The organism is Pseudomonas sp. MF08875, from assembly GCF_059862525.1.
The window spans coordinates 1-20,322 of record NZ_JCBCUW010000055.1; the positions used below are offsets into that span (position 1 = coordinate 1).

The window sequence follows — 20,322 nt, forward strand, 5'->3', positions numbered from 1 at the left end:
GACCGTCGAAGCCGTCAATCGGACAGTAGCGAGGATCAATCTACGCCCGCGCAAGCGCTTGGGCTGGAAGACGCCGTACGAAGTGCATACAGGGGTGAGCGTTGCACTTATGTGTTGAATTCAGGGACCATAACGTTCAGCAGCCGGAATGAAACTACTGGGCAAGATCATCCGGCCCGCTTCGTCATGCAGGCGCAGGAGGATTTCCACATGGCCGCCGCCCCGTTCGGTGAGGCCCAGGGCGGCGATTTCCTGGGCGTAGAGGCAGAAGCGGTTTTCCTCCAGAGCGAGGTGCAGGCGCTGCACCCAGGCCATCTCGCCAAAACGCATGGACAGTTCCGAGTCGTCGGCGTGGTACACCTGCACCCGGTTACGGCCCTTTTCCTTGGCCATGTAGCAGGCCATGTCCGCGGCGCGCAGGGAGGCTTCCAGGGTGGTCGGCACTTGGCTGATATGCACCAGGCCCACGCTGACGGTGGTCACGAACGGGCGCCCCTTCCACACGAAATGCAGGTTCTGCACGGTTTGGCGCAAGCCTTCGGCGATTTTCTCTGCGGCTTCGGGGGCGCAGTTCTCCAGCAGAATGCCGAACTCGTCGCCGCCCAGTCGTGCCAGGGTATCGCCCTCGCGCAGGCCCGACTGCAACAGCGCGCAGATGTGCCGCAGCAACTCGTCCCCCGCGGCGTGGCCGCAGGTGTCATTGACCAATTTGAACTGGTCCAGGTCCAAAAACAGCACCGCGTGGCGCCCCGGGTGGCGGAGCAAGCCGTGCAGGGCTTGTTCGAGGCGGTACTCAAATTCGCGGCGGTTGGCCAGCCCGGTGAGGGCATCGTGGGTCGCCTGCCATGAGAGGTTGGCGATGTACTGGCGTTCCTGGGTCATGTCGTGCAGCACCAGCACGGTGCCGCTGACTTTGCCGGCATTAAGGATCGGCGCACCCACCAGGGTTACCGAAACGGTGCTGCCATCGAGGCGCTGGATCAGCTTGGCATGCTCACTACCGCCGCCGAGTTGGCCGTTGAGAATGTGCTCGATCAGGGTGAAGCCTTCGGCCTGGGCATTTTCATCCAACAGGTTGAACAGCGCCGCCAGCGGCAGGCCTGTGGCCTGGGAAGCTTTCCAATGGGTCAGCGCCTCGGCGGCCGGGTTCATGTAGGCGATGGCGCCTTCTACGTCAGTGGTGATGACCCCGTCGCCGATGGACTGCAAGGTAATCTGCGCTCGCTCGCGCTCCATTTGCAGAGCATCGGCAAAGGCGTGGCGCTGAGTCAGCAACTTGTGGGTGCGCAACAGCGCCAGGGCGATCATGCCCAGGGCGGTGGCCAAGTTGATAGTCAGCAGCAGGCGCAGCATCACCCGCGAGCCCTCTCCCAGCGCATCACTAAAGCCCTTGGCCGCCGGGGTCACCCCTTCGTTGATGGCCAGGATCAGGTTTTTCCAGCGGGCGACATCGGCGGCGCTAACGCGGTTATCGAGGATTTTCTCGTGCATCTCCCGGGCCACCGCGTCCAGTTGCACCAGGTAGCCGTCGCCCTCGGCCCACAGGTCGATGGCTTTTTCCAGGTAGCTGAAATGGCGGAAGTTGAGGTACAGCCAGATCAGCCGGGTGACGTCATCCGGGTGGTTGCCGCCCTTGAGAATGCCCTGGCGCGCCGCGTCCAGATCCGGCGGATGGCGGTCCAGGGCCACGCGCAACTCATGGCCGCCCTGGGGCACGGCGATGGCGTGGCGGTATTTGAGCCAGACCGCCTCATCGCGCACGTCGGCGTAGAGGCTCAGGTAATAGATGGCGTCTTTCTGGCCCTTGGACCACAAGCTCTCGCCCGCCACATAACCGCGCACGGCCGACAGGACATACAGGCTGAAACCACCCAGCAATGCCTGAAACAGCACCGCGGTAATAAATGGCCAGACGATGCCCAACAACCGCGGCGTTCCGAGAGTCCGCTTTTGCTTCATGACGTCCCTTGCATAAGCACTGCCAGATGAACACCCGAGAGGTTCTTTCTCCTAATCAGCACAGCCTAGGCTAGTTTTCAGCAATGCAAAGGCAAGATATCTGACACGAGATGGATTTAACTCCTACAGTCAGGCGCCAGGATTCCAGCGCCAGGTTTGCATCATGTATTCAGGGAGTTAGGGCGCGAGCGGCACCCTCGAAGGGCTTCAGCGAACCTGCTGCAAATGCCCGTAGAGCTTGGCGTAGAGGCCGCCGTCGGCGATCAGTTGCTGGTGGTCGCCATCTTCGGCGATGTGCCCGCCGTCAAACACCAGCACCCGGTCTGCTTGCTTAACCGCCGACAGGCGATGGGCGATTATCAGGGTGGTACGCCCGCTCAAGAACCGCGCCATGGCCTGGTGCAGGTTGTACTCGGTGGCGGCGTCCAGGGCCGAGGTGGCCTCGTCGAGAATCACCACTTTGGGCTCGGCGAGCACCATGCGGGCGATGGCCAGGCGCTGGCGCTGGCCGCCGGACAAACGCACCCCGGAGCGGCCGACCACGCTGTCCAGGCCTTGGGCCAGGTTGCGGATGGTGCCGTCGAGCTGGGCGATTTCCAGGGCGTGCCAGCAGGCCTCGTCGCTGCGTTCGCGGCCCATGGTCAGGTTGGCGCGCACCGTGTCGTTGAACAGTGCCGGGTGCTGCAGGACCACCGCGACGTTTTCGCGCACGGTTTCCAGGCCGATGTCCTCCTGGCTCGCGCCGCCGAAGCGGATACTCCCCGCCTGCGGCGTGTACAGGCCCAGCAGCAACTGCACCAAGGTGCTCTTGCCGCCGCCGCTGGCGCCGACGATGGCGACTTTTTCGCCGGGAGCAATGGCTAGGCTCATCTGGTCCAGCACTAGTTCATCGCCATAACCAAAGCTCAGGCCGCGCACTTCGATGCCCACCGTCTCGCGGCCCTGGAACGGGTTGACGCCGCCGGGGTACTGGGGCTCATCGGCACGGGCCAGCAGTTCGTTGATGCGCGTGATGGCACCGCCCGCCGCGTAGTAGGCGTATTGCAGGTTCAGCAGTTGTTCCACCGGGCCGATCATGAACCATAGGTAGCTGAACACCGCGAGCATCTGGCCGATGGACAGGTCGGAAAACAGCACGGTGAGCATGGCCGCCGCACGGAAGATGTCGATACCGAACTGGAACAGCAAGCCACTGGCCCGACTGCTGGCGTCGCTCTTCCACTGGGAGTTGACCGCGTAATCGCGCACTTCCCGGGCCCGCTGGCCGAGGCGGCCGAGGAAAAAGCCCTGGCGGTTGCCGGCGCGTACTTCCTGGATGGCATCCAGGGTTTCGGTCAGGGCCTGGGTAAAGCGCGAGGTGCTGTCGTTTTCCAGTTTTTTGAGGTGCTTGACCCGCTTGCCCAATTGCACCGTGGCGTAGATCACCAAAGGGTTGAACAGCAGAATCAGCAGCGCCAGTTGCCAGTGCATCCATAACAGGATCGCCGAGGTGCCCACCAGGGTCAGCATGGCCACTAGGAAACGGCTGAGGGTTTCGCCGACGAACTTGTCCACGGTGTCCAGATCGGTGACCAGGTGCGTGGTCACCGTGCCACTGCCCAGGCTTTCGTATTCGCCCAGGGAAATACGCTTGAGGCGCTCGATCAAGCGCAGGCGGATGCGGTACACCACATCCTTGGCCAGGCCGACGAACAAACGCGCCTGCACCACGTTGAGCACCAGGGCGAAACAGCGCAGGGTCAGGGTGGCCAGGAGCATCAGGCCGATGTAGCCGGCGGGGGTCTGCCAAGCCTGCGGCAAGCCGTGGTTCATCAACTTGAGGGCTGCGTCGCCATTGCCCAGTAGCACTTCGTCCACCAGCAACGGCAACAGCAGCGGAATCGGCACGCTGCACAGGGTCGCCAGCACGGCGACGCCGTTGGCGAGCCACAGGGATTTTTTATGCTGCTGGGCCAGGCGCCGGATGTGCGCCCAACTCAACCGATCGGCGCGCCGGGGTTGCTCGGCGCCATCATGCACAGGCCGCGCGCTCCAGCCAGCGGCCCAACAGCGGCGACAACTGCTCCAGCGGCTGATAGCCATTGGTCAGCAAGGCCAGTTGGCCATTACGCTCGGCCAGCAAGGTGGGGAAACCGGCGATGCCCAGGTCCTGGACCCAAGCGAAGTCGGCCAGGGTGGCGGTGTGTTGCTCCATCCGGTCGAACGCGGCGGCGAACTCAATGCGCGGCAAACCGGCCTGCTCCGCCAATTCCACCAGCACGCTGGCGCGGGTGACGTCGCGGCCGTGAGCATAAAACGCCTGCTGGATCAGCTTGAGCAGGGCCCAGGCACAATCCGGTGCCAGGCCCCGGGCGGTGACCAGGGCACGGCAGGCAGGTTCGGTGTCGTAGACAAACCCCTCAGGCAGCGCGCCGTCGAACTTGAACGGCTGGCCGGTGGTCTCGTTAACTGCTTGCCAGTGTTCGAGGATGTAGCGCCGGGTGGTCGGCTCCAGGGCCGAACCGCTGCCGCTGCGCAAACCACCCATCACCAGGTGCAGCTCCACGCCCGCGGCCTGGGCCTGCTCTACCAACGCCTCGGCGACCGGGGCGAAACCCCAGCACCAGGAGCACATGGGGTCCATTACATAGAGCAAGCGCGCGGACATGGTTCAGGCCTCGGACGGTTGTTTGTAGTTGTAGCCAATGGGGTGTGGCTGGTTGCGGGCCTTGGCCAGTTCGATCTGCTTTTGCCGGTCGATGGCGCTGCGCCGGGTTTTCTCGCTCAGCTTATCCCAGCAATGGGGGCAACTGATGCCGGCCACATAGTGCTCGCTGGCCCGGTCTTCGACGCTAACAGGTGTGCGGCAGGCATGACATTGATCGTAGTCACCTTCGCTCAAGTCGTGGCGCACGGTGACGCGGTTGTCGAACACGAAGCAGTCGCCCTGCCACTTGGTTTCTTCGCGGGGCACTTCTTCCAGGTACTTGAGGATGCCGCCCTTGAGGTGGAACACCTCATCGAAACCCTGGCTGAGCATATAGCTGGAGGCCTTCTCGCAACGGATGCCGCCGGTGCAGAACATGGCGACCTTCTTATGGCGGGCCGGGTCGAAGTTGGCTTTGATGTAGTCGGGAAATTCGCGAAAACTGGTGGTTTTCGGGTCGATCGCGCCTTCAAAGGTGCCGATCGCCACTTCGTAGTCGTTGCGGGTATCGATCAGCAGCACTTCGGGGTCGTCGATCAACGCGTTCCAGTCCTGCGGCTCGACGTAAGTACCGACCTGGCGGTTCGGGTCTACCCCTTCGACGCCCAGGGTCACGATCTCTTTCTTGAGTTTGACCTTGGTGCGGTAGAACGGCTGCTCGTCGCAGTACGACTCTTTGTGATCGATATCGACCATGCGCGGATCGTTCTTGAGCCAGGCCATCAGCCCGTCGATGCCTTCGCGGCTGCCGGAGACGGTGCCGTTGATGCCTTCTTCGGCGATCAGCAGGGTGCCCTTGATGCCGTTATCGACCATGGCCTTGAGCAGTGGCTCGCGCAGGGCGACGTAATCGTTGAGGGTGACGAACTTATACAGTGCCGCCACGACAATAGGGTGTGTCATGGGTGATTCTCCAGGTGGCTACCCGCGCAAGGGGTGAACCGGATAGACAAAAAAAACGCGCCGACTGAGCGGCGCGTGGCGCAGTCTAGCAAAAACCCAAGGTCAGTGCTTGCTGCCGCCGGCACAGGTGGGCGAGGCCGGGGCCGCGCCGGTCTGTGCCCATTCTTCGGGCGTATAGGTGTGCAGCGCCAACGCATGGAATTGGCCCATCAGGTCACCCAACGTGGCGTAGACCTTCTGGTGGCGCTTGACGCTGTTGAGCCCGGCGAATTGCTCGCTGACCAGCACGGCCTTGTAGTGGGTTTGCAACCCACGGCTGTGCATGTGGCTTTCGTCCAACACTTGCAGGTGCTCGGGGTTCAGGGCCGCGAGTGCCGCTTCGATACGTTGCTGCATGTTCATAGGCCTGCTTACTTTTTCTTCGCGGGAGCGGCTTTAGGCTCCAGCTCGGCGGTCATGTCAGCCAACAGCTTGTTGACCACCGGCACCGCGCTTTCGAGCTTGGCCTGGGTCAACTGGGCCGATTGCTGGGTCAGCTGCGGCATTTTTTCCAGGACTTTCTTGCCCAGCGGCGATTGGTAGAACGCGACCAGGTCCTTGAGCTCGGACTCGCTGAAGTTGCTGGTGTAGAGCTTGACCATGTCCGGCTTGAGCTTGTTCCAGCCGATGGCTTTGTCCAGGGCGGCATTGGCCTTGGCCTGATAGGTTTCCAGCAGGGCTTGCTTGGAGGCCGGGGCCTTGGTTTGCTCGAAGCGCTGGGCGAACATTTGCTGCACTTGCATGTACACCGGCGTGCCGAGCTTGTCAGCGTGTGCCAGGGTCAGGAAGGCCTCGGCACTGGCGTTGTGGCTGGCGGTGTCGGCAAGCGCCTGGCCGCTTGCGCAAACCAGAACAACCGCGGTACAGATCGCACGAAGACGAGTCATCAAGTTTCCTTTTCTAGCAGACGAGGTAAAACCCCAAGGGCGACCATTCTGCGCCTAACAATCACCGCCACTCAACCCCGGGGCGGGGCGCTTCTCATTTGCAACGCGCCAACGGCGCAAAAGGCGACCGATGGAACCCCGGCAACCCCATGCAGCCTAAGCTGCGCAACCCGACCTACAGGAGTAAGACCCATGAGCCGTATCGAAACTGACAGCCTTGGCCAGGTTGAAGTCCCGGATGACGCCTATTGGGGCGCGCAGACCCAGCGTTCGCGGGTCAATTTCGCCATTGGCGAGGAACGCATGCCCATCGCCGTGGTGCACGCCCTGGCGCTGATTAAGAAAGCCGCCGCGCGGGTCAACGACCGCAATGGCGACCTGCCCGCCGATATCGCCCGCCTGATCGAACAGGCCGCCGACGAAGTGATCGACGGTCAGCATGATGAACAGTTCCCCCTGGTGGTCTGGCAGACCGGCAGCGGCACCCAGAGCAACATGAACGTCAACGAAGTGATCGCCGGGCGCGCCAACGAACTGGCCGGCAACCCCCGTGGCGGCAAGAGCCCGGTGCACCCCAACGATCACGTCAACCGCTCCCAGAGCTCCAACGACTGCTTCCCCACCGCCATGCACATCGCCGCCGCGCAAGCGGTGCACGAGCACCTGTTGCCGGCCCTGCGCGAGTTGTCCGGGGGCCTGGCCGAGCAGTCGGCGCGGCACATGAAACTGGTCAAGACCGGGCGCACCCACATGATGGACGCCACCCCCATCACCTTCGGCCAGGAGCTTTCGGCCTTCATCGCCCAGCTCGACTACGCCGAACGCGCCCTGCGCGGCGCCTTGCCGGCGGTGTACGAACTGGCCCAGGGCGGCACCGCGGTGGGCACCGGGCTCAACTCGCCCCACGGCTTTGGCGAGGCCATCGCCGCCGAACTGGCGGCCTTGAGCGGCTTGCCGTTTATCACCGCGCCGAACAAATTCGCTGCGCTGGCCGGCCATGAGCCGCTGACCGCCCTCTCCGGGGCGCTAAAAACCCTGGCGGTGGCCCTGATGAAAATCGCCAACGACCTGCGCCTGCTGGGCTCGGGGCCACGGGCCGGGTTCGCCGAGGTCAAGTTACCGGCCAACGAACCGGGCAGCTCGATCATGCCGGGCAAGGTCAACCCGACCCAGTGCGAGGCCTTGTCCATGCTCGCCTGCCAGGTGCTGGGCAACGACGTGACCATCGGTTTCGCCGCCAGCCAAGGGCACTTGCAGCTGAACGTGTTCAAACCGGTCATCATCCACAACCTGCTGCAATCGATCCGCCTCTTGGGGGACGGCTGCCGCAACTTCCAGGAACACTGCGTGGCGGGCCTGGAGCCGGACCCGGTGCAAATGGCCGCGCACCTGGAACGCGGGCTGATGCTCGTCACCGCGCTGAACCCGCACATCGGCTACGACAAGGCCGCAGAGATCGCCAAGAAAGCCTATGGCGAAAACCTGACCCTGCGCGAAGCGGCGTTGCAGTTGGGCTACCTGACCGATGCGCAGTTCGACGAATGGGTCAAACCAGAGCACATGCTGGAGGCCGGCAAACAGGGCTGAAGCCCTGAGGGAATGAAAAAGAGGCCGTCCACTACCGTGGCGGCCTCTTTTTTTGCGCCTCGTTCACGAGGCACGCAGGCGTTGCGCACTTACACCTTGGAGGCGAACAGCGCCTGATGGTCGCGGCATTGCTCGGCGGTGAGCATGAACACACCGTGGCCGCCACGCTCGAAGTCCAGCCAGGCGAAGTCGACGCCCGGGTACAAGGCCTCAACATGCACCTGGCTGTTGCCCACTTCTACGATCAACAGACCTTTTTCGGTGAGGTGGTCCGCCGCTTCGCTGAGCATGCGCCGCACCAGGTTCAAGCCATCGTCGCCACAGGCCAGGGCCAGTTCCGGTTCGTGCTGGTACTCGTCGGGCATGTCGGCGAAATCTTCGGCATCCACATACGGCGGGTTGGACACGATCAGGTCGAAACGCTGCCCCGGCAAACCGTCGAAGCCGTCGCCCTGTACGGTGAATACCCGCTCATCCACGCCATGGCGCTCGATGTTCTGGTTGGCCACTTCCAGGGCCTCGAACGACAGATCGGCCAGCACCACTTCAGCGTTCTGGAACTCATAGGCGCAAGCAATACCGATACAACCGGAACCGGTGCACAGGTCGAGAATGCGGGCCGGCTCGCTGCCCAGCCAGGGCTCGAAGCGTTTTTCGATCAACTCACCGATGGGCGAACGGGGGATCAGCACGCGCTCATCGACGATGAACGACAGGCCGCAGAACCACGCCTCGCCCAGCAGGTAGGCGGTGGGCACGCGCTCTTCGATACGCCGGTGCAGCAGGTGCTGCACGTGGATCAGTTCGTCGTCTTCGAGGCGGCAATCGAGGTAGCTGTCCGCGATTTCCCAGGGCAGGTGCACGGCACCGAGTACCAGTTGGCGGGCTTCGTCCCAGGCATTGTCGGTGCCATGGCCGAAAAACAGATCCTCCCCATGAAAACGACTGACGGCCCAACGGATGTGGTCGCGCAACGTGCGCAGACGGGAAGTAATCACGGAACAGACTCCAGAAAAAACGACCGGTGATTCTAACAGCCAAAACGTCCGCCGACGACGCATGAAAACAGCTCGAGAAAAGTAGGAAAAATCCCAGGCAGTCGTTTTTGGTTGAACGCAAGCGCCCCTTGACATCGCTGTAAGCCAACAACCACGTAGCTTACGTTGGTAGCGATTCACAGAACCGCTCAGCCAGAGGACAATGCCCCAAAAGCCCCACCCGAAGGAGCCCCAGAATGTCCGTTCCAAAGACGATGTTTCAACTCAGCGGCCGCGGTTACGCACCGGCCAATTTGAGCCATGCCAGCCTGGTCATCATTGACGCCCAAAAGGAATACCTCAGCGGCCCCCTGGCCCTGTCCGGCATGGACGCTGCCGTCGTAAACATCCAGCAACTGCTCGCCGCCGCCCGGGCTGCCGGCCGGCCGGTGGTGCACGTGCGCCACCTGGGCACCGTCGGCGGCCTGTTCGACCCCCAGGGCGAGCGCGGTGAATTCATCCCGGGCCTGGAGCCGCAAGGCGACGAAACCATCATCGGTAAGCTGCTGCCCAGCGCCTTCCACGGCACCGAGCTGGAAAAACGCCTGCAAGAGCTGGGCTCCCTGGACCTGATCGTCTGCGGTTTCATGAGCCACTCCAGCGTCAGCACCACGGTGCGCGCCGCCAAGAACCTGGGCTTTCGCTGCACCCTGGTCGAAGACGCCTGCGCCACCCGCGACCTGCCCTACAAGGGCGGTGTGCTGACGGCCGAGCACGTGCAGCAGACTGAAATGGCGATCATGGCCGACAACTTCGCCACCCTGGCGCAGACCAAAGACCTGATCTGACCGCCTCCCCCGGTGAGCGGCACGCTGGCCGCTCATCCGCAAAAGCCTCTCATTCCCGCCAAATGGCTTAGCTTCAGGAACCACCCGCACGACTTCCGGTCGAAGGGCCGATACCCATTGAGGAATGGTCGGAATGAAAATATCCGATGGATTTGACGCCCGCCGCCTGCGCCCAAAAGGCCCGAGCAACTGGCGTTTTCGCCTGAGCGCCGGTTTTGCCGCGCTGTTGGCAACGTTCGGCGTGCTGCTGGCCATGGCCGGGGCCGCCAGCCTGTTGGGCCGCCCGCCCGCGCTGGGCGAGTTGAATGCCAGCGCGGCCGGTTCCGGCGTGTTGCTGGGCTTGGGCCTGGTGCTGTTGTACGTTGGGGTCTGGTTGTGGCGCCGCTGCCGTCGCCATCGCCGCCGCTACCACGAACTGAACATGGCCCCGCACCTGATGAAAAAGAATGACTGAGGGCGGCGCTGCGTTTTGTCCTGCGCGATCGCGCGGGAGTTGGGTAGACTAGCCGCCCTTCGCGGAGGCTGACATGCAAGACGACGATTTTTCCCTGTTCAAAAGCGCGATCCAAGGCGTCAAGCCGATCAAGCACGACCGCGCCGAAACAGGCAAACCCAAGGCCGACCGCGCGCAGATCGCCAAGTTGCGCCAAGCGGCGACCATCCGCACCGATGCCACCACCGTGGACGGCTTGTCCGATCAGTTCGTGATCGACGTCGGCCCCGAAGACGAGTTGATGTGGGCCCGCGACGGCGTCCAGGACAGCCAGATGCGCAAGCTCAAGGCCGGCCAGATCCCATTCGAGGGCAGCCTCGACCTGCACGGTATGAACGTGGAAAAGGCCCGCGAAACCCTGTGGGCGTTCCTCGCCGAAGCCACCCAGTTCGAGATCCGCTGCGCCCGCGTGACCCACGGCAAGGCCGTGCGCTTGGACGGCAAGCGGCCGATGATTAAGAGCCACGTCAATACCTGGCTGCGCCAGCACCCCCAGGTGCTCGGCTTCGCTTCCTGCCAGGCCCGCCACGGCGGCGCCGGCGCGGTGTACGTGATGCTCAAGCGCACCATGATGGAAGGCCGCGACGAGTAAAGCCGTATCACCAGGCTTGCAGCGCCCGCCCCGCCCCCGTACCCTTGCCGTTTGCGTAAAAACCACAGGTAGTTTCATGTCCCTGGAACAGAATTACACGGCGATCCTCGGCCAATTGGGCGAGGACGTCTCTCGCGAAGGCCTGCTCGACACGCCAAAACGCGCTGCCAAAGCCATGCAGTACCTTTGCCGTGGTTATGAGCAAACCCTGGAAGAGGTCACCAACGGTGCCCTGTTCAGCTCCGATAACAGCGAAATGGTCCTGGTCAAGGACATCGAGCTGTACTCATTGTGCGAACACCACCTGCTGCCGTTCATCGGCAAGGCCCATGTGGCGTACATCCCCAGCGGCAAAGTGTTGGGCCTGTCCAAGGTGGCGCGGATCGTCGACATGTACGCCCGCCGCCTGCAGATCCAGGAAAACCTCAGCCGCCAGATCGCCGACGCGGTGCAGCAAGTGACCGGCGCCCTGGGCGTGGCCGTGGTGATCGAGGCCAAGCACATGTGCATGATGATGCGCGGTGTGGAGAAACAGAATTCGTCGATGATTACCTCGGTGATGCTGGGTGAGTTCCGCGAAAACGCCGCCACCCGCAGCGAGTTCCTCAGCCTTATCAAGTGATACGCCCCAAAAAAAAACCGGCATCGAGCGCCGGTTTTTTTTCGCCCCTGAAAAATCAGGTAAGCTGCGCCCCCGCAAACCCTGCCCCGTGAGGCCACCATCGTGTTCGTCAAAGCCCTTCGAGTCGGCCTCGGCCAGATCATTATCTTCATCGACTTCCTCACCCGCCCCGGCAAGAAGCAGCGCCCCGCCGCCGTCCAGGCTCAGGTCAATGCCGCCGCCAAGGACCTGACCCTGTATCAGTTCCACGCCTGCCCGTTTTGCGTAAAAACCCGCCGCGCCCTGCGCCGCCTCAACGTGCCGGTGGCGCTGCGCGACGCGAAGAACAACGAACAGGACCGCCAGGCCCTGCTCGAACACGGCGGAAAGGTCAAAGTGCCATGCCTGCGCATCGAAGAAAACGGCCAAGTCACCTGGATGTACGAGTCCAAGGTCATCATCGACTACCTGGACAAGCGCTTCGCGGCGGTTTGACTACCCCCTTCTCGTCGTAGCAAGCGGGCAAGCCCGCTTGCTACTGCAACAACCCCTGGCGCACCACCGCCGCCAAACGCTTGAGGCCCTCGTCCAGGCGCTCAGGGGCGATGTGGCTGAAGTTCAGCCGCAGGTGCCCCAGGTTTTCCTCCGGCTGCGGGAAGAACGGCTCGCCCGGCATGAACGCCACGTCCGCCGCCAGCGCCGCCGCAAGCAAGGTGCGCGTGTCCAGCGGTTGCTTGAGGGTCAACCAGAAAAACAGCCCCCCCTGCGGTACCTGCCAGTCAGCCAGGTCGGCGAAGTGGCGCTCCAACGCCTGCTGGAAGGCATCGCGGCGCACACGGTAAAAGCTGCGTAGCTCACTCAAGTGTTCGGTGTACTTCTCGCTGCCCAACCATTGCAGCGCCTGCCACTGGCCGACGCGGTTGGTGTGCAGGTCAGCGCTCTGCTTGAGTTTGAGCAGATAGGGGAACAGGTCCGGGCTGGCGATCAGGTAACCCACCCGCAGCCCAGGCAGCAGGGTCTTGGACACTGTGCCGGTATAGATCCAACTGGCATTTTTCAAGCGGCTGACAATGGGCGTGGCCTGGCCACCGTCGAAGGTCAGTTCGCGGTACGGCTCGTCCTCGATCAGGGTCACGCCAAACTCATCGAGCAACGCCGCCACGCCATCGCGCTTGGCTTCGCTGTAACGCACCGCCGAGGGGTTCTGGAAGGTCGGGATCAGGTAGATGAAGGCCGGGCGATGGCGCTCCAGCCGTTCGCGCAGGCAGGCCAGGTCCGGGCCGTCGGCCTGCTGGGGCACGGTCAGGCAGTCGGCGCCGAACAGCTGGAAAATCTGCAACGCCGCCAAGTAGGTCGGCGCTTCCAGGAGGATTTCGGTGCCCTTGTCGATGTACAGCTTGGCGGCCAGGTCCAGGGTTTGCTGCGAACCACTGACCACCAGCACCTGGCTCGCCTCGCACGGCACCCCCAGCGCCCGCGCCTGGGCGGCGAGGATTTCGCGCAGGGCCGGCTCGCCTTCGCTCATGCCGTATTGGCCGATACTGCGCGGCATGTCCTGCCATTGCACCTGGGGCAGCATGGCTTCGGCCGGCAACCCACCGGCGAAGGACATCACCTCCGGGCGCTGGGCCGCAGCGAGGATTTCACGGATCAAGGAACCTTTAAGGCGCGACACACGTTCAGAGAAAGCCATGGAGAGTCACCGGTAGCGAAGGCGGAGAAAAATACGTCAAACTGCTTGACCGAAATTACGCCGCCCGCCACGGATACGTCAATATGCTTGACCTTAAACACTGCGCCTCGCAACAAGCCGCCATGCAGGCGTTTTTCTTCGGCTACCAGGCGTTTACCGCCAAGGCCGACGAAATGCTCGAACGCCGGGGCCTGAGCCGGGTACATCAGCGCATCGTGTTTTTCATCGCCCTGCACCCCCACCTGAGCGTCACCCAACTGCTGGCCCTGCTGGGGGTGAGCAAGCAGGCGCTGAACATGCCGTTGCGCCAATTGCAGGAAATGCACCTGGTCAGCAGCGTCGCCAGCCAGGCCGACAAGCGCAAACGCCTGCTGGAGTTGACCGAGGACGGCGCCCGTTTCGAGCAGGCCCTGCGCCGTGAACAAGTGAAACTGCTGGAGCGGGTGTTCGCCCAGGCCGGCGAAGCGGCGGTGGGTGGCTGGTTGACGGTGAACAAAGCCCTCGCCGAACGCCCCTGAACCGGCGCCGTGCAGCACGCGGGCTTGCCCGCGCTGGGGTGCGCAGCAGCCCCAATCCCTTTCAAGCCGAGCGCGTTTACGGCCACTACGCGGCCGAGCGCGGGCAAGCCCGCTTGCTACAGAGGGTTGGCCTTTCGTCATTTTTCGGATACACAATCTAAAACATTAATTGCTTTATTTGTATACAAAAGCATAATTCGCTTCGTGCGAGTTCCTGACCAACAAGTCAATAAAACCCGCCAGCCATGCTCACCTCAAAGAGCCGCTGCCCACCCGTGCGTGCCCGGCTCTGGAAATAACAATAAAACGCTTGAGGAGTACTCGCTGTGGATAGCCGCAAACCCCAATCCCCGACGCTGGATCTTTCGCCGCCGCTACGCCAGGGCTGGCTGGAACGCCTGTTCAAGTTGAACGCCCATGGCACCACGGTGAAAACCGAACTGATCGCCGGGCTGACCACGTTCATCACCATGGCCTACATCATTTTCGTCAACCCCAACATCATGGCCGACGCCGGCATCGACCACGGTGCGGCCTTCGTCGCCACGTGCATCGCCGCCGCCCTCGGTTGCCTGTTGATGGGCCTGTACGCCAACTGGCCGGTCGGCCTGGCGCCGGGCATGGGGCTGAACGCGTTTTTCACCTACACCGTGGTCGGCACCATGGGCTACCACTGGGAAACGGCCCTGGGCGCGGTGTTCGTCTCCGGCGTGCTGTTCATGTTCCTGACCTTTTCACGCATCCGCGAATGGCTGCTCAACAGCATTCCGGTCAGCCTGCGCTATGCCATGGGCGCCGGCGTGGGGCTGTTCTTGGGGCTGATCGGCCTGAAAACCGCCGGCATCGTCGTCGATAGCCCGGCCACCCTGATAAAGCTCGGCTCCCTGCGCGAACCCGGCCCGCTGCTGGCGGCGGTGTGCTTTTTGATGATCGCCATCCTCAGTTACCACCGGGTGTTCGGCGCCATCCTTATCAGCATCATCACCGTGACCCTGGCGGGTTGGGGCCTGGGCCTGGTGCAGTACAGCGGCATCCTGTCGGCGCCGCCGAGCCTGGCGCCGACCTGGATGGCCATGGACGTGGCCGGTGTATTCAATATCAGCATGATTAGCGTGGTATTGGCGTTCCTTTTTGTGCACATGTTCGACACCGCCGGCACCCTGATGGGCGTGGCGCAACGGGCCGGGCTGGTGAACGCGCAAGGGCGCATCGAAAACCTCTCGCGCGCCATGAAGGCCGACAGCGCCTCCAGCGTGTTCGGCGCGGTGGTCGGCGTGCCGCCGGTGACCAGTTACGTGGAAAGTGCCGCCGGCGTGGCCGCCGGGGGGCGCACCGGGCTCACGGCCGTCACCGTGGGCGTGCTGTTCATTGCGGCGATGTTTTTCGCCCCACTGGCCGGGATGATCCCCGCCTACGCCACTGCCGGCGCACTGATCTACGTGGCGATGCTGATGATGGGCGGCATGGCCCATATCGAATGGGACGAAGCCACCGACGCCATCCCGGCCATCGTCACGGCAATCATGATGCCCCTGACCTTCTCGGTGGCCGACGGCATCGCCCTGGGTTTTATCACCTACGTGGCACTCAAGGCCGGCACCGGAAAACACAAGGAAATCTCGGTGAGCCTGTGGGTGCTGTGCGCAATCTTCATCGCCAAATTCGTCTTTCTTTAAAAACGGGAAAAGGCAGCGGCACGCCGCAAGCTCTTAACTTGCCGCTTGCCGCTCACAACTAAAAGCTGGAGTAATGCTATGAGTCTGGAAACCTGGTTGTTGTTCAGTGGCGCGGCGTTGGTGGTGATTCTCATCCCCGGCCCGCTGTCGTTGCTGATGATCGGCAACAGCCTGAACTACGGTTTGCTGCGTTCGTACCCGGCGTTTCTCGGGGGTGTGGTGGCGTCGATCTGCCTGTTGAGCGCTTCGGCCCTGGGCCTGGGCGCACTGTTGCTGGCCTCGGAGCAGCTGTTCAGCGCCCTGAAAATCGTTGGCGCGCTGTACCTGTTCTACCTCGCCTGGCAGAGCTGGCAGCAGTCGCGGCAACCGGCCCGGGCGGCCCAGGTGCCCCAAGCCGCCATCGCCCCGCGTTTTCGCAGCCTGTTTGGCCGCGCCTTTGTGCTGGGGGCCAGCAACCCCAAGGACATCCTGTTTTTTGCGGCATTTTTGCCGCAGTTTCTCAGCGCCGAACAAGCCTTTTTGCCGCAGTTGCAGGTGATGATCGCCACCTGGACCGTGCTCGACCTGCTGTGCAAGCTGGCCTATGGCCTGGGGGCCCATGGCGCTGCGCGTTACCTGCGCAGCGGCAAGGGCCAGAGTTGGTTCAACCGCGTCAGCGCCGGGCTGTTCAGCGGGGCCGGGGCGGCCTCGCTGCTCAGCCGCTAGGCCACGTCAGGACAGGCTGTCGTCGACACGCACCACAAAGAAGACCGGCTCTTCCACGGTTTGCACACCAACCATGAACTTGGCCACGCGGCCCTCGCTCTGAGCCGTGCGCAGCCTTTGTACGGCGTCCGGGTTGCGGCATTTTTCGACGAATGCCTCGACCCAGCGCCCCACGATAGGTACGTACAGGCCCCGGCCGATGATGTCGCGGAACAACATTAGGTACACCGTCTGCGACCCTGGGCGGGTGAACATCATCATGTTCAAGTCGGTGACCCCGGCCTGCAGCTGATAGCCATTGCGGCTCAAAATCCGGTCGGTAAAGCCAATATCGCCCATCGGCAGGTAGCCCTGTGCTTTGATGTCCTCCTCGTCGAGACGGAAGTTCAGCCGACGAAAAGTGTCGAGGCGGCTTTCGGAGCTGATGGAGTGCGTGCGCCCCGAAAGCAGCCGCGCTTCGGCCAACAAGGTCAACGGATCGCTCATGCTCGCCACCGGCGCGGCTGTCTTCGCCCGCCAGGCATGCAGGATGTAGGAGGTGTTGAGCAGGCGCGTGGCGGTCAATTCCCCGACAGACTCGGCGTCTGCCATCTGAAACAGCCGTTCGGCCAATACCCAGAGGGACTGGGTGGTCAAGTTGGGGTACAGGTCATCGATGAACCTGTGCAAAGGCTTGTGGAACAGCGGCAGCGCCACCTTCCAACCGACACCGGCCTTGAAAGTCACCAGGCGCGGTTGGTCGCTGGGGTCGAGCGCCACTTTTTGCCACACGCCTTGCAGGTCGTCGCCGGCCCAGGACGGCGGCTTGAGAAACACGCTACCGGCCCTGGGGCTGGGGCCGTCGGGAAGGATTTCGTAGTAGCTGCCATCAATTTCGATCGCCGGGTAAATACCATCCTTGCTCACCACCCGATACACCGGCATAGCCGTTTCCAAGTCGCTGACCCGGTTCAGGTCACGCCCCTCCAGCACCTGCCCCCAAGTGGTCCAATCTTGCCCCGTGTCGGGCCGTGGCCGCTTGGGCGGCGTCACCACCGCTGGCAAGGCCGGGCGTTTGGAGGGGCCGGCACTGGTGGAGGGCTGGGGTTGGCTGACATGCCCATGAAAGTACGGCTTGGCCCAATCCGGCAGGGTGCCGCGGGTACGGATCAGGTCCTCGGCCAGGTCCAACTCCATGCGGCGCTGGCGGGCCTCGGGAAAGCGGAACTGATCGAGGTAGACCCGCGCCTCTTTCAAGGAAAACCGCGGAAAGGCCACCTGTAACCGCGTGGGGGCGATAAAGCTTTTACCACCGCCCTTGAGCCCCGGCGCATCGGCGTAGCGCCAGGTGCCGTCGGCCTGGCGGGCCACGGGCCGTTTGTAATAGGCACCGGGGCGGCGCATATCCACCAGGCGCCAGGTCAGGTCATCGCGCTGGAGCTGGAACCAACGCCCCGCGTCTTCGATGAAGTAACGGGCGAAACCACCCTGGGCGGGCAGGTTTTCGTAGACACCATCGCTGCGCAGGGTCAGGGGTTCGGGCTTCTTGCCCACTGCGAACTGCGGGTTCAGGACGGTCGGGCGGCGGACCCGGCCGGTGGGCGGTTGGGCGGCATCGGACGCAAGATCGGCAAAGTGGGTGATGACCCGTAAGAACTGGCCCTGGGCCTCCTCGTACTGTTCGCGGCGCAAAGCGTCGATGCCATTCCACACCGCCAACAGGCTGCGGCCCAGCGCCAGCGGCGCGAGGATTTTCAGCGGCAATGCAGACGACACCACGTCCAACACGGCTTCCAGTACATCCAGGCTGGTATCGCGGTCGCTTTCCCCGGTGGTGGTGCTCTGGGCGTCGACATCGGCGAGCAGGCGCTCCACCTGCGCCGCGTAGGCCTGGTGCAGAAAATCCCCCTTGATCGGTTGCAAGGCCAACTCCGTGCCCCGCACGCCTCGTTGTAACAGGCGCGCCACCTCGGGGCGGGCGGTCAGCGCCGCACGGCTGACGAAGTAGTCCCGCAGGTGGCTGTCAGACAACAACCCGGCGACCAGGGCCGCACGGCTTTCGTATTCACGAAAACGCACGCCGCCCGGTGCCTGAGGCGTATAGATGACCAGCGACGGCACCGACTGCACCGCCGTCGGGGCGAACACCAGGACGTCAAGCAAGGTCGCGCCCTGCACCAGCAACTGCTGGACCTGGATGCGATGGCCCTCGACCGCAAGGCGCCGGTCATCGTCCACCGGGTGCTCCAGCACGCTGTTGACCCAACCGAACCCTCGGGCCTGGCGGTCATGGGCGAACACCCCGCTGATTTTCGCCTCCAACAGGTCCACCCGCAGTTGCGCGGCCATCAGCGCCGCGAAGCGCTCCTGGTCCGCTTGGGCCTGGGGGCCATGGAGCAGGCGTTCACGCAGAAAGCGCTCGTAGGATTGGCCGATGTTCAGCGCCCGCACGATGTCTTTCACCTCGGCGCTAGACAACCCCTTGGCGTCGCCAGAAATGCGCGCAGTCAAGGCGTAGTCGATGTCCAGCGCGCCCACATTCTCCAGCAGCAGGGCCGTCAGGCTGCGGGTGTTGTGCACCAGGGTCAGGGTCGGCCCGGTGCGGTCCAGGCTCATGGCCGTGCTGTAGGCCGAGGCGCCGGGCGGGATCAGCGGCCCGGTCTGGTAGGCCTTGGTGGTGGTAATCAGCACCTTGTCCGGGTCGATCTGCACCCCGTAATGCAGTTGCACATAGGGCATCACTTCCTGCCGGGCATAGGCCAGGAGCAACGCGCGGTCGCCGAATTGGGCGAGGGAAGGCAAGCCCTGCAGCTCCGTGCCCTGTACCTGCTCGCGGTAGTCGGCCACCGCGTTCAGCCACTGGTCGCGGTCCTCGGCCGAAGCCCCCTTGAGCCAACCCGCCAGGCCCTTGGCCAGGCGTTTTTGCTCGCGGGCCGCCAGCACATCGCGGCCTTGCAAGGTGTGTTCCATGGCAACGGCTTGGGTGAGGGCTTGCTCCCAGTCCGCGTCCGGGTCGCTATGGGCCTGCTCCAGGGCGTGACTCAGGTTAGCGAGTTGGGTGGCGCGCAGGGTTTGCCAGGTTTGCTCGAACACATCTTCTGCCAGCTCGCGGTAGCGCAATGCCGGCGCGGCCAACGCTTGCACCCGCGCAACGTCGGCGCGGGCCAGCGACTGGAAGACGAACTCGAACTCGCTCGCGGCCTGCCAGCGCCGCTTGAGGGCCTCGTCCAGGGCCTTGAGGGAGTCAAACTCCTCCAGGCCCCGGCCTGGGCTGTAGAGCAGCGCCGCGCCGGTGTCCGCTTCCGGCGCCAAGTCGCTGGCGACCGTTGTTTGCGCGATGGAATACACACCGCTGATGTCCTTGACCGCATTGCCATCGCGCTCGGTGATGATAAAGGCACCCGCCACAGGCATACGCCGCTCCCCTACCTGCAATGCCACCTCATAGAGTGCGGGGCGCAACGACACCGGCAAGGCCTTGCGCACAGCCGCCGAGGGGTACATCAGCACCTGCTCGGCCAGGCTTTTGTTGGGCGCCGCCAGGGTTTCATCGGCATACAGCAGGTCGACTTCAGCCTGTAACTGTTCGCGGCGGATCTCCAGCAGCCGCGCCTGGCGGGTCTGCGCCGAGGACGGTGCCCGCGGTGCGCTCCAGTAGCGGTCCAGGGCCTGGCGATAGTGGCCCGCGGCATCGCCGCCAAGGCGGTTGATGAAGTTCTCGAACGCCGCCATGTCCAGATCCGCGATGGCCTCGCCCTGGGTATCGAGCAGTTGGGTCGCGGTCGCCGCGTAGGTCTGCGGTCGCCCCAGGCGCATGCGCTCATGCAACTCGTCCGTCACCCGGGGCGCCTGCATGACCTCGCGCAGTTCGTTCACGCTGTCGCCCAACTCTTTGAGTTCGCGCCAGACAAAACACTGGCTCATTAATGGCGCCCGCGAAAAGGTCATCGCCCAGGCCTCTTGCGCCATGCTGTCGAAGCTCGGCTGCCCCGCCAGCAGCGTGCGTAACTCGCCATCCAGGCGCGTCAACGTGTCCAACAGGCGCACCTGGGTCGAGGCACTGCGCAGGGCAGAAACCTTGATGGGGGCGGCCGGCAAAACGGAAGGTGTCGTCATGTTCAAAATCCCTAAACGAGGTTGAGTCCGTTCAGCATGCCGACGCCGCTTCGCCAAAGGTCT

At 63.5% G+C, this 20,322-nt stretch carries 17 protein-coding genes and 2 pseudogenes; 10 read left to right on the forward strand and 9 right to left on the reverse strand.

Annotated elements, in window-relative coordinates:
* A pseudogene (locus AC19YT_RS24145) lies at positions 1 to 118 on the forward strand (IS30 family transposase); the annotation flags it as partial.
* A gap of 8 nt (positions 119 to 126) precedes the next feature.
* On the opposite strand, the pseudogene AC19YT_RS24150 reads toward AC19YT_RS24145, so the two are convergent.
* From AC19YT_RS24150 to AC19YT_RS24175, 6 genes and pseudogenes are all read right to left on the reverse strand, one after another.
* Positions 127 to 1,959, reverse strand: a pseudogene (locus AC19YT_RS24150) (diguanylate cyclase domain-containing protein); the annotation flags it as partial.
* Positions 1,960 to 2,166: 207 nt separating this feature from the next.
* Positions 2,167 to 3,978, reverse strand: a complete 1,812-nt coding sequence (locus AC19YT_RS24155; protein WP_095107450.1) for an ABC transporter ATP-binding protein — start codon at positions 3,976 to 3,978, stop codon at positions 2,167 to 2,169.
* Positions 3,971 to 4,573: a DsbA family protein gene (locus AC19YT_RS24160; RefSeq protein ID WP_500611152.1), complete on the reverse strand. Its 603-nt coding sequence runs from the start codon at positions 4,571 to 4,573 to the stop codon at positions 3,971 to 3,973. The genes AC19YT_RS24155 and AC19YT_RS24160 overlap by 8 nt, the downstream gene beginning before the upstream one ends.
* Before the next feature lie 36 nt (positions 4,574 to 4,609).
* Positions 4,610 to 5,548, reverse strand: a complete 939-nt coding sequence (trhO, locus tag AC19YT_RS24165; protein ID WP_095107448.1) for an oxygen-dependent tRNA uridine(34) hydroxylase TrhO — start codon at positions 5,546 to 5,548, stop codon at positions 4,610 to 4,612.
* Positions 5,549 to 5,650: 102 nt separating this feature from the next.
* The gene (locus AC19YT_RS24170; protein ID WP_095107447.1) at positions 5,651 to 5,950 is read right to left on the reverse strand and encodes a BolA family protein; all 300 of its coding nucleotides are present in this window, start codon (positions 5,948 to 5,950) and stop codon (positions 5,651 to 5,653) included.
* A gap of 8 nt (positions 5,951 to 5,958) precedes the next feature.
* A complete protein-coding gene (locus AC19YT_RS24175; protein ID WP_095107446.1) occupies positions 5,959 to 6,474 on the reverse strand; it encodes a DUF2059 domain-containing protein in 516 nt (171 codons plus the stop codon).
* Positions 6,475 to 6,666: 192 nt separating this feature from the next.
* Here AC19YT_RS24175 and AC19YT_RS24180 point away from each other — a divergent pair, with 192 nt between their 5' ends.
* Entirely contained in the window at positions 6,667 to 8,061 is a 1,395-nt protein-coding gene (locus tag AC19YT_RS24180) for a class II fumarate hydratase (protein ID WP_095107445.1), read from the forward strand.
* Between the two features lie 89 nt (positions 8,062 to 8,150).
* Here the strand turns inward: AC19YT_RS24180 and prmB are convergent, their stop codons facing one another.
* Positions 8,151 to 9,059, reverse strand: coding sequence for a 50S ribosomal protein L3 N(5)-glutamine methyltransferase (gene prmB / locus AC19YT_RS24185; RefSeq protein WP_095107444.1), 909 nt, complete (start codon positions 9,057 to 9,059; stop codon positions 8,151 to 8,153).
* A gap of 236 nt (positions 9,060 to 9,295) precedes the next feature.
* Here prmB and AC19YT_RS24190 point away from each other — a divergent pair, with 236 nt between their 5' ends.
* The 5 genes from AC19YT_RS24190 (at position 9,296) to AC19YT_RS24210 (ending at position 12,067) form a co-directional block, all read left to right on the forward strand.
* Positions 9,296 to 9,886 carry a cysteine hydrolase family protein gene (locus AC19YT_RS24190; RefSeq protein WP_095107443.1) on the forward strand — a complete coding sequence of 197 codons (591 nt, stop codon included), beginning with the start codon at positions 9,296 to 9,298 and terminating at the stop codon, positions 9,884 to 9,886.
* A gap of 133 nt (positions 9,887 to 10,019) precedes the next feature.
* Positions 10,020 to 10,340: a hypothetical protein gene (locus AC19YT_RS24195; protein ID WP_095107442.1), complete on the forward strand. Its 321-nt coding sequence runs from the start codon at positions 10,020 to 10,022 to the stop codon at positions 10,338 to 10,340.
* Positions 10,341 to 10,413: 73 nt separating this feature from the next.
* A complete protein-coding gene (locus AC19YT_RS24200; protein WP_095107441.1) occupies positions 10,414 to 10,971 on the forward strand; it encodes a Smr/MutS family protein in 558 nt (185 codons plus the stop codon).
* Between the two features lie 76 nt (positions 10,972 to 11,047).
* The gene (folE, locus tag AC19YT_RS24205; RefSeq protein WP_003204506.1) at positions 11,048 to 11,593 is read left to right on the forward strand and encodes a GTP cyclohydrolase I FolE; all 546 of its coding nucleotides are present in this window, start codon (positions 11,048 to 11,050) and stop codon (positions 11,591 to 11,593) included.
* A gap of 102 nt (positions 11,594 to 11,695) precedes the next feature.
* Positions 11,696 to 12,067, forward strand: coding sequence for a glutathione S-transferase N-terminal domain-containing protein (locus AC19YT_RS24210; protein WP_095107440.1), 372 nt, complete (start codon positions 11,696 to 11,698; stop codon positions 12,065 to 12,067).
* A 40-nt stretch (positions 12,068 to 12,107) separates the two neighbouring features.
* On the opposite strand, the gene AC19YT_RS24215 is transcribed toward AC19YT_RS24210, so the two are convergent.
* The gene (locus AC19YT_RS24215) at positions 12,108 to 13,265 is read right to left on the reverse strand and encodes an aminotransferase-like domain-containing protein (RefSeq protein ID WP_500611143.1); all 1,158 of its coding nucleotides are present in this window, start codon (positions 13,263 to 13,265) and stop codon (positions 12,108 to 12,110) included.
* Between the two features lie 83 nt (positions 13,266 to 13,348).
* On the opposite strand from AC19YT_RS24215, the gene AC19YT_RS24220 reads away from it, so the two are divergent.
* The 3 genes from AC19YT_RS24220 to AC19YT_RS24230 all read left to right on the forward strand — a co-directional run bounded on the left by AC19YT_RS24220 (position 13,349) and on the right by AC19YT_RS24230 (position 16,164).
* Positions 13,349 to 13,783: a MarR family winged helix-turn-helix transcriptional regulator gene (locus tag AC19YT_RS24220; protein WP_500611144.1), complete on the forward strand. Its 435-nt coding sequence runs from the start codon at positions 13,349 to 13,351 to the stop codon at positions 13,781 to 13,783.
* Between the two features lie 326 nt (positions 13,784 to 14,109).
* On the forward strand, positions 14,110 to 15,459 hold the full coding sequence (locus AC19YT_RS24225) for an NCS2 family permease (protein ID WP_095107437.1): 1,350 nt from the start codon (positions 14,110 to 14,112) through the stop codon (positions 15,457 to 15,459).
* A gap of 78 nt (positions 15,460 to 15,537) precedes the next feature.
* Positions 15,538 to 16,164 carry a LysE family translocator gene (locus tag AC19YT_RS24230; protein ID WP_500611145.1) on the forward strand — a complete coding sequence of 209 codons (627 nt, stop codon included), beginning with the start codon at positions 15,538 to 15,540 and terminating at the stop codon, positions 16,162 to 16,164.
* Positions 16,165 to 16,170: 6 nt separating this feature from the next.
* On the opposite strand, the gene AC19YT_RS24235 is transcribed toward AC19YT_RS24230, so the two are convergent.
* Positions 16,171 to 20,259 (reverse strand): dermonecrotic toxin domain-containing protein, encoded by a 4,089-nt coding sequence (locus tag AC19YT_RS24235; RefSeq protein ID WP_500611146.1) that lies wholly within the window; start codon positions 20,257 to 20,259, stop codon positions 16,171 to 16,173.
* Positions 20,260 to 20,322: the final 63 nt, after the last annotated feature.

What these genes read in the sequence shown, in the direction of transcription:
- AC19YT_RS24200 (WP_095107441.1), top strand. Translation starts at nt 10,414, where the DNA reads ATGCAAGACGACGATTTTTCCCTGTTCAAAAGCGCGATCCAAGGCGTC.
- AC19YT_RS24180 (WP_095107445.1), top strand. Translation starts at nt 6,667, where the DNA reads ATGAGCCGTATCGAAACTGACAGCCTTGGCCAGGTTGAAGTCCCGGAT.
- AC19YT_RS24175 (WP_095107446.1), bottom strand. Translation starts at nt 6,474, where the DNA reads ATGACTCGTCTTCGTGCGATCTGTACCGCGGTTGTTCTGGTTTGCGCA.
- AC19YT_RS24170 (WP_095107447.1), bottom strand. Translation starts at nt 5,950, where the DNA reads ATGAACATGCAGCAACGTATCGAAGCGGCACTCGCGGCCCTGAACCCC.
- AC19YT_RS24190 (WP_095107443.1), top strand. Translation starts at nt 9,296, where the DNA reads ATGTCCGTTCCAAAGACGATGTTTCAACTCAGCGGCCGCGGTTACGCA.
- AC19YT_RS24160 (WP_500611152.1), bottom strand. Translation starts at nt 4,573, where the DNA reads ATGTGCTCCTGGTGCTGGGGTTTCGCCCCGGTCGCCGAGGCGTTGGTA.
- AC19YT_RS24230 (WP_500611145.1), top strand. Translation starts at nt 15,538, where the DNA reads ATGAGTCTGGAAACCTGGTTGTTGTTCAGTGGCGCGGCGTTGGTGGTG.
- folE (WP_003204506.1), top strand. Translation starts at nt 11,048, where the DNA reads ATGTCCCTGGAACAGAATTACACGGCGATCCTCGGCCAATTGGGCGAG.
- trhO (WP_095107448.1), bottom strand. Translation starts at nt 5,548, where the DNA reads ATGACACACCCTATTGTCGTGGCGGCACTGTATAAGTTCGTCACCCTC.
- AC19YT_RS24195 (WP_095107442.1), top strand. Translation starts at nt 10,020, where the DNA reads ATGAAAATATCCGATGGATTTGACGCCCGCCGCCTGCGCCCAAAAGGC.
- AC19YT_RS24220 (WP_500611144.1), top strand. Translation starts at nt 13,349, where the DNA reads ATGCTTGACCTTAAACACTGCGCCTCGCAACAAGCCGCCATGCAGGCG.
- AC19YT_RS24215 (WP_500611143.1), bottom strand. Translation starts at nt 13,265, where the DNA reads ATGGCTTTCTCTGAACGTGTGTCGCGCCTTAAAGGTTCCTTGATCCGT.
- AC19YT_RS24235 (WP_500611146.1), bottom strand. Translation starts at nt 20,259, where the DNA reads ATGACGACACCTTCCGTTTTGCCGGCCGCCCCCATCAAGGTTTCTGCC.